The 14,102-nt window shown below is 36.5% G+C and carries 15 protein-coding genes and 1 pseudogene; 1 reads left to right on the top strand and 15 read right to left on the bottom strand.

Going from position 1 to position 14,102, the window contains the following annotated elements:
- The 8 genes from ACFFGV_RS05290 to ACFFGV_RS05255 all read right to left on the bottom strand — a co-directional run bounded on the left by ACFFGV_RS05290 (nt 1) and on the right by ACFFGV_RS05255 (nt 5,254).
- Nucleotides 1-525, bottom strand: coding sequence for a nucleoside deaminase (locus ACFFGV_RS05290; protein ID WP_377345550.1), 525 nt, complete (start codon nt 523-525; stop codon nt 1-3).
- A 13-nt stretch (nt 526-538) separates the two neighbouring features.
- The gene (locus tag ACFFGV_RS05285; protein WP_377345548.1) at nt 539-991 is read right to left on the bottom strand and encodes an ASCH domain-containing protein; all 453 of its coding nucleotides are present in this window, start codon (nt 989-991) and stop codon (nt 539-541) included.
- 1 nt (nt 992) lies between these two features.
- Nucleotides 993-1,448, bottom strand: coding sequence for a hypothetical protein (locus tag ACFFGV_RS05280; protein ID WP_377345546.1), 456 nt, complete (start codon nt 1,446-1,448; stop codon nt 993-995).
- 31 nt (nt 1,449-1,479) lie between these two features.
- Nucleotides 1,480-1,797 (bottom strand): class I SAM-dependent methyltransferase, encoded by a 318-nt coding sequence (locus tag ACFFGV_RS05275; RefSeq protein ID WP_377345544.1) that lies wholly within the window; start codon nt 1,795-1,797, stop codon nt 1,480-1,482.
- A gap of 61 nt (nt 1,798-1,858) precedes the next feature.
- Nucleotides 1,859-2,458, bottom strand: a complete 600-nt coding sequence (locus ACFFGV_RS05270; protein WP_377345543.1) for a M15 family metallopeptidase — start codon at nt 2,456-2,458, stop codon at nt 1,859-1,861.
- Between the two features lie 124 nt (nt 2,459-2,582).
- Nucleotides 2,583-3,056, bottom strand: a complete 474-nt coding sequence (locus ACFFGV_RS05265; protein WP_377345541.1) for a 2-thiouracil desulfurase family protein — start codon at nt 3,054-3,056, stop codon at nt 2,583-2,585.
- 97 nt (nt 3,057-3,153) lie between these two features.
- On the bottom strand, nt 3,154-3,735 hold the full coding sequence (locus tag ACFFGV_RS05260; protein ID WP_377345540.1) for a type 1 glutamine amidotransferase family protein: 582 nt from the start codon (nt 3,733-3,735) through the stop codon (nt 3,154-3,156).
- 238 nt (nt 3,736-3,973) lie between these two features.
- On the bottom strand, nt 3,974-5,254 hold the full coding sequence (locus ACFFGV_RS05255) for a histidine--tRNA ligase (protein WP_377345538.1): 1,281 nt from the start codon (nt 5,252-5,254) through the stop codon (nt 3,974-3,976).
- A 295-nt stretch (nt 5,255-5,549) separates the two neighbouring features.
- Between ACFFGV_RS05255 and ACFFGV_RS20855 the strand changes: the two are divergent.
- Nucleotides 5,550-5,744: pseudogene (locus ACFFGV_RS20855) on the top strand (IS110 family transposase); the annotation flags it as partial.
- Between the two features lie 453 nt (nt 5,745-6,197).
- Here the strand turns inward: ACFFGV_RS20855 and ACFFGV_RS05250 are convergent.
- From ACFFGV_RS05250 to ACFFGV_RS05220, 7 genes are all read right to left on the bottom strand, one after another.
- Nucleotides 6,198-6,755 carry a cysteine hydrolase family protein gene (locus ACFFGV_RS05250; RefSeq protein ID WP_377345536.1) on the bottom strand — a complete coding sequence of 186 codons (558 nt, stop codon included), beginning with the start codon at nt 6,753-6,755 and terminating at the stop codon, nt 6,198-6,200.
- A 371-nt stretch (nt 6,756-7,126) separates the two neighbouring features.
- Nucleotides 7,127-7,783, bottom strand: coding sequence for a Type 1 glutamine amidotransferase-like domain-containing protein (locus ACFFGV_RS05245; protein WP_377345534.1), 657 nt, complete (start codon nt 7,781-7,783; stop codon nt 7,127-7,129).
- 333 nt (nt 7,784-8,116) lie between these two features.
- A complete protein-coding gene (locus ACFFGV_RS05240; protein WP_377345533.1) occupies nt 8,117-8,431 on the bottom strand; it encodes a hypothetical protein in 315 nt (104 codons plus the stop codon).
- A gap of 240 nt (nt 8,432-8,671) precedes the next feature.
- The gene (locus ACFFGV_RS05235) at nt 8,672-8,866 is read right to left on the bottom strand and encodes a hypothetical protein (RefSeq protein WP_377345531.1); all 195 of its coding nucleotides are present in this window, start codon (nt 8,864-8,866) and stop codon (nt 8,672-8,674) included.
- A gap of 1,020 nt (nt 8,867-9,886) precedes the next feature.
- Entirely contained in the window at nt 9,887-11,098 is a 1,212-nt protein-coding gene (locus ACFFGV_RS05230; protein WP_377345529.1) for an MFS transporter, read from the bottom strand.
- A 36-nt stretch (nt 11,099-11,134) separates the two neighbouring features.
- Nucleotides 11,135-12,184 carry an ArsR/SmtB family transcription factor gene (locus ACFFGV_RS05225; RefSeq protein WP_377345527.1) on the bottom strand — a complete coding sequence of 350 codons (1,050 nt, stop codon included), beginning with the start codon at nt 12,182-12,184 and terminating at the stop codon, nt 11,135-11,137.
- Nucleotides 12,185-12,425: 241 nt separating this feature from the next.
- Nucleotides 12,426-14,090 carry a long-chain fatty acid--CoA ligase gene (locus ACFFGV_RS05220; protein ID WP_377345525.1) on the bottom strand — a complete coding sequence of 555 codons (1,665 nt, stop codon included), beginning with the start codon at nt 14,088-14,090 and terminating at the stop codon, nt 12,426-12,428.
- Between the last annotated feature and the right edge of the window lie 12 nt (nt 14,091-14,102).

Genomic DNA, 14,102 nt, shown 5'->3' with positions numbered 1-14,102 from the left:
CTATGTATCTATCTTCCCCCCGTTTCGTCTACGCGCATTCTTTACATTATTAGGATGATACGCCCATTCTAGCAGCAGCTTTTCCTGCTGCTGCTTAAGCGATAGTATCGGTTCTGCTTCCATGTGAATATTTTGGAATCGCTCTTTGAACACTTGATGCTCCTTCAACTTATGAAATCCACCTAGTCCAGCGCCATCATTTAAGGCCCATATAACATTCCGTATGTTAGCAAAAAGAATAGCACCTGTACACATCACACAAGGCTCTAGGGAGATATATAGTGTAAGGGACTCTCTGGATTCCTTTGCCTCTAAAATAGAGGAGCCGGCAGCTCGGAGCGCATCGATTTCCGCATGCGCAGTAGCATCCTTTTGTTCAAATACTTTATTACGACCAAGAGAAATTATTTCGTGCTTATTGTTCACAATTACAGCTCCGACAGGGTATGTTCCTTGATATAAAGCCTTCTTTCCTTCTTCTATCGCCAACTGCAAGAAGTAACGGTGCGCTTTTATCTCAACCAACTCCTTCGTTACATCATGGATTTACATCCACCAGCTTAAACCGTTCACAAACTACTAGCATATCTTCCTGATAACGGTATCCTATTGTTTCTAACTCTTCCTTAAAAAACGCTTCATGCACCTTTTTCCAATGTTGATAGGATCTGTCTCCTTCCCCTTCTTCCCATGCAAACTCTTCTGGAACTTCATTCATAGGCGTAATATCCACACTAGTTGTTTGAATGATTGCAACAGGCTCCTCTTTACTATTTAAAATGATATTGTATTGACCTATAGTGGGAAGAGGCTCCTCTTCTACTTCATAGAAGACAAATGCTGAACATGTAGCTGTTTTAAACCCTTTGACAACAAGCTCTGCTAAGTAGTCAGGCTCAGTACCAAATTGCCATGCTGTAACTTCTTCAGGCGCGTCCTTCCTTTGTGTATCCCAAAAATAATGCCAATATTGCTTTGCTTTGTCATTCATTTCATCCACCCCTTTTTTTGTCTTTCCAAGCCACGTTGACAACTAAATCTATTGATTCTGTTAGCGCTCCTGCTTCTTCAAAAGGGTGCAGCGATTCGCGCACCTCTTGTTCGAAATAAGGTGCATCCTCCCCAACATAACGCTTTGCTCCAAAAGAAGTAGAATAAATATAACCGATTAAGGAAGAAATAGACCATTTCCATTCAAAGGACGGGATACGCACCTGCTCCAAATGGAAGGGGGATCGTCTAATAATGTCTTCGTAGGCTTCTTTTGGATGTTCGTAATAAGCTTCTCCTGCTCTTCTTTTTTCTCCGTACCATTTTTGCACAATATAATGGAGGGAATCTCGCCACTCTCTATTGCCTTGTTCAGAACGGTCAGGGTCTATAATACAAATAGCACCACCGTCTGTTAAATAGGGATAAAGAGAGGTGAGCAAGCTGTCTCGATTCAACCAATGAAAGGCCTTGGCGATTATAATGAGATCAAAGGGTAGGGGTTTGATTCAAATAGTCATGTATATCACCATGGACCCACGTGGTATTGGATACTCCCAGCATCTTTTGACACTTTCTAGCCTCCTGAATCATCCCTTTTTCCATATCTACCCCAACTATGTCCTGACACCAATCTGAGAAACGGAGGGTAAATTGTCCTGTTCCACACCCAATGTCAAGCAGCCGCTGGCTACCATCCAACTTCAATGTATCGACCATCCATCTTATAAGCGTGGATGGGTATGTAGGACGAAACTTTGCATAGTAAGGCGCAGTTCCTTTAAAAATATCCAACCCATAAATCAAAACCAAACCACTCCTCTTTTCAAAAAAAGAACGCGCCACCTTCTGGATAAGGAGCGCGTCACTAGGAGGCATTATCCTCGTTCGTTTCTTCCGCATACGTTATATTCTGTGGTCTCTTTCCATATTGAAGCTCTCGAATAGTTAAGCCAAAATCCATTTGAAGGTGCGGGTAATCTTTAAAGGAGCTCCAATCTCCTCCCCACTCAAATCCTAGATCCTTCGCAATAGATACTACTTCCATCCAATCTGCTTCACCGTTGCCATTATCGTCACGCTCTCTATCCCATACCACGTTTCCATTATCTAAACGCAATGCAAAATCTATAGCCATCCCATAATTATGATAGGATTCCCCAGCTTTGGCATTGGTTACAATCTGTCCATCCTTGGAACGTCCTTTTTCGTATAGCTCCTTCTGCTCTTCCTTGGATCGATGGCCATCTGTAATGGCCACGTCTATCCCTTTATCTTCAGCTCTTTTAACGAGCTTATCCATAGCTTCTTCTACCTTTGGATGTAATTCGTCTGGAAGGGGCACATCTTTTTTAACAAGCTGTTGATTTGTAGGAACAGATGACCAGCTAGGCACCAATACCATAACGAACAACACCACGCCTGCTATTAAAAGAAGAAATGCAAAGAAATTGGTTAATATTCTCATAGAATGCGACCCTTTCAATATAATATTCTCTTAATTTTTAGAATATCATATTGAGAGATAGATAGGAATTAATTTGATAACAAGCTTCCATTCGTATGTATCGTGCAAGTCACCAGATCACTAACTATATGTCTTCCACTCTGTCTAATTCCTTCATGAAGCTATATTCCGACATTACGTCTATGCCGTTTCTCCTTAATAGAGTTGTGGTTACACCCTCTCCATTGGTTTTCATATTTGAAAATGCTCCATTATAAATGGTTGAACTGCCGCAAGAAGGGCTGTATTCTTTTAACACAACAGTCGTAACTTGTAGCTGTTTTGCCATCTCCAGCGTTTTGTAGGCTCCTTGTATGTACATATCCGTTACGATTTGTCCTGATTTTTCTTTTACTACAGCTGTGCCATCCAGCACATCACCACCATCTCCACCTACAATTTCTGCAGGCTCCCTGGGTATAGAAAAACCTCCTAGCAATTCTGGACAAACGGGAAGAGCCATATTTTGTTCTATGAGTTGCTTGAGTCTAGGATTCAAGCAATGGGTTTCGTTATATCTAACCTGTTGGCCAGCCAGACATGAGCTAATCAATATCATACGACCCAACCTTCCTATGAAATACATTGTATTTCTCCGTAAGGATTATCACTATTTGCTATCGTGATCCCTCTTTCATACTACCTTTATAATAAGGCTACCTACTTAGATACCCGTTCTTGAACAAATCATACCATTCTGTTAGTTTGTTCCCTTCTAACACCTGCATTGTTTCTAGTATGTCTCTCGAAAATTCCACCGCCCCGCTGCCATTAGCAGTGATAAGCCCTCTATCTGAAACAGATTGCTTCTCTATGTAATTATCCGTACCTCGATAATTAGGTGCTCCCGCTTGTAAATGAGACAAAGAGTTACCTGTATGATGATGGTGATCAAGAAATCCGTACATACCTAAGAAAGTCGTTGCATCACAAATAGCTGCAACAGGTATGCCATTATCAAAGCAATACTCTACAAGCTCTTTTACCTGATGGTTTTTCTCCTCTCTCCATCCAGTCCCACCAGGTAATATAAGCAAAGAACATTCCAATGGAAAGGAAATATCCGCTAAGCTATAATCTGGTACCACCGTTAACCCTCCCATAGACTTCTTAGATTGCTTATTAATCGCTACGGTTTTAACGTAATAGCCTGTTTCTTGCTGATTTAATTCTGCTGTAACATAACTTGCTTCCCAATCAGCAAAACCATCTGTAATAAATAACAATACCTGTTTCATAAACATTCCTCCATCATGTTAATAGTTATATATAATTACTCTAAACTCTAGCTGTAATATCCTCATCGTCTAATTCCAATTATTTCAAAACCGGAAGAATAACTCAATCTTTTCTTTAATCATTCGCTTTCAAAGCTAAGTTACTAGAATTAGGAGAATAAAGGGTCTTTTGGTATAGACCATTGTTGATGTTACATTTATCCATATTTCGCGGAGGGATAGGGGAAGGCCCCCTTAATCATACAAAACTAAAAGGCTCAATACTTTCTATTCCAGAATCCATATTTTTTAACTTCAATTCATTATTTTTCACTTCTTCCTCACCGATGACAATTACATTTGGAATATTTTCTTTATTTGCTTTATCAAGTGCTTTACCTAATTTCTTATTACCTAGTTCTAACTCAATCTTAAAGCCTTGTTTTCTAAAGCTATCTGCCACAAGTAACGATTCCTTAGTTTTTCCTAGTGGAATTATGTAATAATCTATATCCGAGTTCACTTGTATGTTATCAGTTTTACTTAATGCAGCATAAATAACATCTAAACCAAAGGATATACCTGCTGTTGGGAATTCCTCATTTGTTTCCATAAGTCCACCTACTGCATTATTGTACCTACCTCCACTACCAATGCTCGAATTTATTGATTTATCAGCTAAGAAAATCTCATATATTGTACCAGTATAAATCTCCAGGCCTCTTGCTAAGAATGGATTGAATATACACTGAGTTTTAACACCAAGCATATCTAAATAAGATTCAAGATTTCTTAATTCGTTCAACCCTTGATTGACCATCTCACTTCGTTTTGCAATAGATTCAAAATAGCTGAAAGTGGTATTCCTTTCATCAGTCAAAAATGTTCTGATTTGGTCAATGATAGAACTGGATATATTATTTTCTACAAGTTCAGAAATTACTGCATTAACCCCTATTTTTTCTAGCTTGTCTAAAACTAATATTACATTATTAGTGATCTCTTCAGCCAATCCAAATTCCTTTAGCATTCCGACTAGCAGTTTTCTATTATTATACTGAATCATCACATCTACTTTTAGCCTATTAAACGCTTCCAAGGCCATGCTCATTAATTCAGCTTCAGCTACCTCTGATTCTACACCAACTATGTCAACATCACATTGAGTAAATTCGCGGTACCTACCTTCTTTAATTGGTCCATCCCTAAACACTTTCCCTATCTCATATCTCTTGAAGGGCATTCGTAAAGTAGGATTCATCGCCACAACCTTTGCGAAAGGAATGGTGAGGTCATAACGTAATGCTAAATCTCTTTCCCCTCTATCTGATAATGTGTACATTTCTTCTAATATCTCTGAACCTCCGCCATATTTAGAAGCGAGTAGTTCCGTATAATTTAAGATCGGTGTTTCTAATGGTTTACAACCATATTGAATAAACACATCTTCTAATGTCCTTTTAATATTTCTTTTTACTACTTCTTCCCTCCCTATATAATCCTGTGTTCCTTTTACATTTTGATAGTCCATTTTCTTCATGGTTATACCTCCTGTGATTTTGAATATAAAAAAACCGCACTTGATTTAAGTGAAAAACTTAATCAAATGCGGTTCATGATAAATAGTCTTCCTATGTACGATGTTTAAATCGAATAGCAAGACTAGTACATATGATGATGTAGTTGTGAACAGTAAGTAAGTGTATTGACTATCATTTTGTTCACCTCAGATTTCTTGTAATGTATCATACTTTAAATAACTAATTTTTTCAAACATTTCCATAAAATATTTTCAGACATACAGTTTACAGGTGACGTTGTTAAACAATCGCCCCCCTTATCTTAGACGTGCGATATGGCAAGCAGCATTCGTCGCTAGTTTTAAGGATCCCGCCCTATCCCTTTATTATCAAAAGTTACGCGATCGCGGGAAGGCTCACGGTACTGCGGTAGGGGCCGTAGCACGTAAATTGACACACATTATTTTTGCCATTTTAACAGATCAAACGCCCTATGTCCCTCGCCCTTAAACCAATGAAAAATTAACGAATTTTGCCGTTTTAATAATTCACGAGTGAGGTTTATTTGGCATGCCATATTATATTTCGGTGAGTACACAAGAAACATCTATTTAGTTACTTAACATTTTATAGCTAGTCTTCACTTGAAGATTCGAAGTCGAGATATTTTGACCAGATGACTAACTAAACATAGAGTTAATTGAATACAAAAAGATTATAATCTGGAATATTATCTCGTACAAACCCCAATTCATTTCCATCTATATCAAGAATAGTGAACTTTCTACTTCCATATAAATTAGAAAACAATTCCTCTACACTTCGGCTCTGTTCTTTATTTACCCCATAGACTATCTACATTATTTTAAATGATATTCCCCCCTTATATAATTTATAACAAAGCTAATATCCCAATTTCATATATAAACTAAGAAATTGGGATATTGTTCTACTATTCAAGTATTACCTATATGAATTATGTGTTGGATAAAATAAATCCTCTTCTGTATTTCTTACAATTGAAAAGTTTTCAACATTGTAATGTCCATGAAGAGTTTCGTTATGATGATTTATAATTTGTTCGGCACTTAAAACATGGCCTTTTGTTGTTGAATGTCCATCTCCAACTAAGGTGACATCTATTCCATTAATAGTTGCAGTTCGGACTGCACTATCTATGCAATGTTGGGTTGCGCATCCCATTACAACAATATGTTCAATCTCTTGAGATTTTAAGTGACTTAGAAGCCCTGTACCATGGAACGAATTCGTTGCAGTTTTTTCAAAGAAATATGCATTTGTAGGTACATTAATTTTTTCATGAACTTGAAAACCTTTACCAATTCCTTCTGCAACCTCCAAGTCCCTTACAAAGACAATAGGTACATTTGAATTATTTGCTTTTTTAATTACTGCATTGATATTTGTAATAAGTTGTTCCTTTTTGTAAACAGCACTTTCTTTTTGATTCCCTTCAATTAACTCCTGCTGGGCATCAATGATTAACAATATTTGCTTCAAATAATTTTCCCCTCTCAAATTTGGGGAAACGCTTTATTTAATTTGACGTTTTCCCCTTAATGTTTTTAACGCCGGTATATTTTTTCATTTTCATAATACCTACCTCCTACACTAAATTATCCTCTAATTGAGCGTTTAAATTTTCAGACAGTTAAATATTAACATATTATATTTGAAATAACACATCATATCATCATTTAGTTACTTCACTATTGTGCTCTTTTACTTTAATAAGTAATAACTGATCTACTTATTGAAATAAAGCCCCCGTTTCTTGAGATTTTGAATTCAAGATAATCTTGTATATTCAACCTACTACTCAGTTGCGATAGGATATGTAATGCATTTGCGTTTTTAGCCACTCATAATAATTATATCGTCTCATCCAATTTCTGAATTTTTGATTTAGTAATTAAGTGTACATCACCAATAATGTCAATTTTGTCCCCCTTTATACGTACAGCGCAATCTTTGTTCGAGGCATAAATATTTATTTCTTCTGACAAGGGAGACAGTTCTCTTTGAACAAGCTCCATGTTATTTTCTAGATCAAAATGAGATAAGACAGAAAACTCGTCAAGGCCGATTCCTTCGTAAACAGAGCTTACTTCAACTTCATCTCCTAAGTTTTTTGAGCATAACCATTTAGCGGACATATTGATTGCACCAGCACTTGCCCCCATCACAACTGCGCTACTTTTCTTAATCCAATCTGATAATTCATATTCCATCAAAAAACCATTTTGTTTAAGAATATCTCCACCTAGCAAGAAAATAACTGAAGCATTTTGAATTAATCTTTGGGCATCTTCCTTCTGGACGCGATGATTAATTAAATGATATTCATCAAACATAATGCCTGCCTGATCAAGCCATGACCGTTCAGTAGCACCGTCTTCTTCATAAAATAATGGATTGGAGCTAATCATAACAATTGATTTTCTATCAATGATATCCTCCTTTAAAACCTTTCTCAGACTCTCAGGGAAAAAGTTTCTGAACCAACCTAAATAATAATGAATTTTCATAAGTATCCCCCGTAGCAAAATGTAAAGAATATTAATTTTCTTCGTTACTCATGCTGCTTTCTAACACCAACACAATATTGACTCAGTAAGTAATAACAGGGCAATCGTATTCCAAGAAAGCCCCCCTTTTCAGAAAGACTCAGCTTCGAGATAAACCCACAAAACTCCCAATGACCTATCTCTAATTCCCTTTGCTTAGCAACTACTGAGTAACTAAGTGTTTTACAAAGGAGTAATCCCTATAGTAAAACCACAACTAACTCCCCTAACTAAGCTAGCTTAATTTACTTACCTTTAGAAGAGGTATTATTGGTCACTTTATAAGATTTTTTGTTATAAGATTTTTTGCTTTTCTTTCTCTTTTTCTAATGCTCCGAGCTTATACTTATCACTGGTGAACATTCCTACAATTAAAGTAATTAGTCCAGCTAATAGTATAGAGAGTCCAATAACAGCACCAATCGCCCCTGCACCTATTCCACCCCCAAGTCCCCAAAAAGACAATAATAGTACAATAGGTGAAATTAGCACGATGGTCAGTCCAACACTAATTCTGTTTTTTTTATAGTCCGGAATTAAAGCTATAGTGCCAAAGCTGATTACTGCTCCTCCAGCAATTATTATTAGTAAACCAAAAATTAAGTCCACCGGTAATTATCCCTCCCTTTTATATATTGTTCTTCCTCGATAATAAAATCTTCAAATGTTTGTTTACCTCTGTCAAAGTTTAGTGTTGATTTTTTGAAAAACAATCAATTCTTTGGATGCTACTTAATTGGGCTTATTCAACTAAAGCCCCCGTTTCATGAACACTCCAATCCGAGATAATATGGAGTTGTTCTTCAACTAACACACCCAATATTTTAATAATATTTATTTTCTTTTAGTTTAATTTACCGTCTCTTTTTTCTCTTTCCAGTGACTGACAATAAGGCTTGCGGAGAAAATTAACAATACCAACATAACAATTGGTGAGATTAGTGATATGACTCCTGCTTGTTCGCTAATCTCACTAATAAGTTCGAACAAAAAATAGGGCATTAACAGTATGCTTATTGCAAATATAAGAACTTCAACTTTCAACTCACATACCTCCATTTCAAATTTTGACTTTTAATTGTATTCTTGTACGGATATGAAAGTATCAACAATTCTGCTCGCTAGCGAAAAAGATGAGTATTCCTATTAAGCAATTGCCCCCTATACTTGTAGACTCGAATTCAAGATAAATATATAACCTTACCATCCTGGTGTACTAGATATATTTGATGGAGTTGCTTTGATTTACCGCTTAATAAATTTAAGCTTTTTACTGCTTATTGCCGTTGGAGTCCATATGTTATCAACAAAGAGTAAGAATGGATCAACAACTCAGCATTGAAAAAAGAATATCCTTAAAATTGCAATATCTTGTCGGATAATAAACATGAAGTGAATAGTGTAATCAATCTAAATAACTGACATCGGCTTTTATGGTTATTGTTGGAGGTCTTTTTCTAGTATCTTTATCATTGTTTTGGATTGTACCATTCTTTAAAACGCACTGGCGTAATGCAATTAAAAAGGGACACCCATTATTGGACCCCCTTTTTTAATTCGCATAATTTTCAGCTATTTTGTGTAGATCAACCGTACCATATTATCCATATCTTGTAATTAAATGATTTGATAAACTTCTATGAAAATTTCACTAAAAGTAAAATGCAAATTTTTCATATAACAAAACTATCTGAATACAAGTCTTCCTAACCTGTCTGTTATCAAAAAAGCGTTTGCTCTTATTGAAAAATCGCCCCGTTACAGGAAGATTTAATTTCGAGATAATTAAAGCGGTCTTCTACTTAATATCAGGTTAGCCCCCTTTAACAGAAGACAAATTTTCAAGATAATCTCAGGTTAGCAATCCATTCTCCAACCCTGTTTCGAATTGAACCAACAAAGCATTTTAAAGGTAACATAAATTTTCCATTTTTCTTACCTAAAATTAAAGTGCTTCTCATTTTGAGAAGCACTATTTTATATAAAAATAAGAGCTCACATGGTTTTATATTAACGGGGAGGTCAATATTGGAATCAAAGTACTCTTATTTGTAACGCACTTAATCAAGCAGTTTTTAAAGATGGATGTAAATAAATAAAAGAAGCAATAGTAGCAATTACTCCACCTACTAGTAATGTTAAAGTAGTACTGAAATGCTCTGCTATAATCCCTGCAACTAACGCTGATACTGGCATTAGTACCCATGTCATAAAACGACTTGTAGCTTGGACACGCCCCAATAGATAATCTGGGCTAAGATTTTGACGTATAGTTACAATGCAGGGGCTCATAATTGCCGCAGAAACTGTACCTATTGCATTCATTAGTGCCAACCATAGGAAAGAGTTATACATTGCAAAAGCTATTATTGATGCTCCTCCTATAACTCCTGCAGTAAAAAGAATGCTTCTGTAAGAAAAGTGTTTTTTTAACCAACTAGTAGTTAAAGCGCCACCAATAGCCGCAACACCGCCAATCGAAAGGAGATAACCTATTTGCACAGCACCTAAACTTACGGTGGATTTCAAGTGTATTACTAGCATTGTTAAGAAAAGAGTGGTTCCAAAGATTGAAAAGAGCATAGCTAAATTGGTGTATAAAATTGGTTTCACAGTAATAACAAACTTGAACCCTTCCTTAATATCTTTAAATACTTTTGTACTGGTCATTTTATCTTTTTGTTTATTACTATCAATACTAAAACTTAATACAACTACAAAACCTATCAAAAAGGAAAAGCTGTTAATAATTAAACCTATCCCTGGATTAAAAATACTAATTATGATTCCTCCTAACCCAGGTGCAATAAATACTGCCGTTTGAAAAATGCCTGTATTAATTGAATTAACTAACTGTAGATCTTTCTTTTGAACCAGCTTTGGGATTGAAGCAAATTGACAAGTATTATATATCTGGGTTAACAAACCAACGATTAATGCTCCGACATATATTTCCCAAATGGTTAAGTGATTTATTATGTATAAAAAACCTAAGAGACCCACAGTTAGAAATCGCCCCAAATCACACATCAACAGAATTCTTTTCCGATTAAAATTGTCAGCCAATACTCCAGTAAAGGGCTGGATCAGAATAGGTAGTCTCTCGAGAGCTGCTACTATTCCCATACTTAGCGGTGATCCGTTGATTGCCAATACAATCAACGGGAGTGCAATTAAATATATTTGATCGCCGAAAAAGGAAACTAAGTTACCACCAATAAATCTAAATACTTGAAAATTCTTTTTGAACTCAGGAACTTTTTCTTCCGATTCCACTTGTACTGCTGAATAATTGATAAGCTTCTCCCCTTTTTATTCACTATCCAAATACAGACTTAAATCGGTAGGTAAGAAATCTATGGCGCTTTGATTAATGGCATATTGGTTGTTTGAAACCTGAGATATTAATCTTGCTGACTTTAAGATCTTTAAATGATGATGAACGGTTGTTTTGCCTAACTTCAGTTCAGACGTTAACTCTTGCAGAGATAAATGATCCTCTTTTATCATCTTCAGTATTTTTAAACGTGTTTCATCTCCTAATGCTTTATATCTTTGTACCAATTGTTTATTCGGCACAAATTTCTCATTCGAGATACTTTCATTTGCTACCGCATAATAAAATACTTTAACACCATCCAGATCTGCTTCAACGTTCCATGGTCTGTAAAAATAATGTGGTATGAGAATAACCTTATGCACACTTGGTTCGGGAGAATATTTAACACCATCAGTAGCCCATTCAATAAATTCTTCCGGGTCTAATTTGTTGATCTTATTTTCTTTTGAAGCCTTGTCCCTTAAAAGTATTGCGCTTAGTTTATCTTTTTCAGGTTCAATGACTGTTTCAAACCATCCAGCCATAACTTCAATTAAGTGACTTTTTAATTCCTCAGAGGAAACGTCCCTTATATATTTAAGGTAACTTGGAAGAAACGGATGATTTTTTGTTATTTTTTGCAACTCACATAGACTTTTTTCAGAACCCTCCAATAGTTCATTTATCAAATCATGGTACTCCTCACCTAAATAAGGAATTGCAATGGACTTTAGACGTTTTGAGGATAAGCTATTTACATAGTCTATAAAAGAAGTCAGATGTTCAAAGTCTTTTTGGTGAAGAATTTGGAGAAGTGTCTTCCAAGTGTTATGTTTTTTTACATATTCAAGATGCTCCATCATCCTAGGTGATAATGTTTGTTCGATTAATTTTCTATTCTTTTTAGAGATTTCTAACGTATCAATCAAAGATTCATTTGTTATAGCTGCTATACCTAAAGCTGATTCCCACAAAAGAGAACATTTGACCTCAACACTATATTTATCTCTAGAGACCTTGGTACCTGCAGAAAATAGTTCCATATTATCCCTCCTGAATTTATTCTACATAATTAGAACGTATTATTCAATATTTTTTGTATATTAAAAATGCCATTCTTTTTTAAGAATGGCTCTTTCAAATACATAAATTCTTCCAGTTCATTCTACTTTTTTAGAACAAAAAGTCCACCAACTCCCTAAAATATCAACAACAAACTTTAACAGAGCCTTTTAAAAAAACCGCCCAGATACACAATCTGGACGGTTTCTTATCCTCCTACCGTTATACGTTACTCTTTTCTTCTTCCTGTAGCTTTCTCCATAATATCTTACCGCTGCTTGTGGTTGGTAAGGAGTCACGGAATTCGATAAATCGTGGATACTTATAGGCAGCCATGTGTTCTTTTGACCATTCCACAATTTCCTCTTCATTTATTGTTCCTTTTGCATCGTCATTCAGAATTACAAATGCCTTCACTGTTTCCCCTCTTCTAGGATCAGGAACTCCTACAACGCAAGCCTGCTGGATAGCTGGATGATTATAGAGCAAGGATTCAACTTCTGTCGGCCACACTTTATAACCAGAAGCATTAATCATTCGCTTCAGTCTATCGACGATAAAGAAATATCCTTCCTCATCTACGCGTCCCATGTCTCCTGTACGAAAGAAGGTCTTCCCGTCTATTTCCACAAAGGCGTCTTCGTTATCCTCCTGATGATAATAGCCTGTAAACACTTGCGGTCCATGTACAATTATTTCCCCTGTCTCTCCCTGGTTTAGAACCGATTGAGTTGCAGGATCCATTATTCTTGCATCGACATCAAAGGCTGGTATGCCTAGACATTGCAGTTTCGGTCGATCAGGCGGATTAAAGTGTGTATGGGAAATCGTTTCAGACAAACCGTACCCTTCGACAAATTGCAGTCCTGTTTTCTCATATAATTGTTTCCCAACTGCTTCTGGCAATGGTGCTCCACCTCCAGCCAGTACTTGCAGTGAACTAATCCTATAGTTTGATAGATTAGGATTGGATAAGAAATCAATGAGCATGGTGCTGATGGTTACCCAATGAGAGATTTTGTACTGCTCCATTAGCTTTGCGGCAAGCTCTCTATCCCAACGAGTCATCATAATCATGGTACATCCGCCATAAATAGGTGTATGCAGGCTATGGAGCATTCCTGTTACATGAAATAACGGCAGTGTGGTGAGATGAACGGAATCCATTGTGATATTTACCCAATTATAGGCTGACACCGTGTTAGCCTGAACAGTTGCATTGGTATGCATACAGCCTTTAGGTCTCCCAGTGGTGCCTGAAGTGTAAGGCATCACACAAAGATCATCAGGTCCAGCTTCTTGTATCTGTTTTGGTTCAAATCCAGATGCTAAAGCTTCCATCCAGTAGTATGTTTGCTCATTGTCGTACACTTGTCGTGGTGCAGTTACTTCATTTGGTAATGATTCAAATTCACTTGAAGGAACATAGTCACTATATGCACAAACAATTATGTGCTCAAGAGTCGTAGAAGCTACTAATGGCTCCACTCTGTCATACAATTCTTGTCCTACAATAGCAAACTTTATGTTACTATCCTGTATAAAGAAGGATAGCTCCTCGGATGTAAGCATAGGGTTAATAGGAACTACAAATGCATCTGCTCGGTTGATTCCATAAAAGCTAATGACGTATTGCGGGGAATTCTGCATAAAGATTAATACAGGATCTCCTTTTTGGACACCAAGCTTCCCTTGCAGATAGCCTGCAAAAGCATCTGTTTCATCTTTCAGTTGAGCATAGGAAATACCGTTTCCATAATAATTAATGGCAGTATGATCGGCGAAACGAGCTGCAGATACTTCCAAGTTATGATAAAGCGGAGTCTTCGGTACAGTAAGTGACTTTGAGACACGGTTTGGATAGTAATCATAATGTTTGGTTAGCATGCATTCCATCTC

It is taken from the genome of Pontibacillus salicampi (assembly GCF_042434395.1).
In the GTDB taxonomy this organism is placed as follows: domain Bacteria; phylum Bacillota; class Bacilli; order Bacillales; family BH030062; genus Pontibacillus; species Pontibacillus salicampi.
The sequence above is the reverse complement of the archived record's forward strand: the minus strand, read 5'-3'. Positions and strand labels throughout refer to the sequence as shown.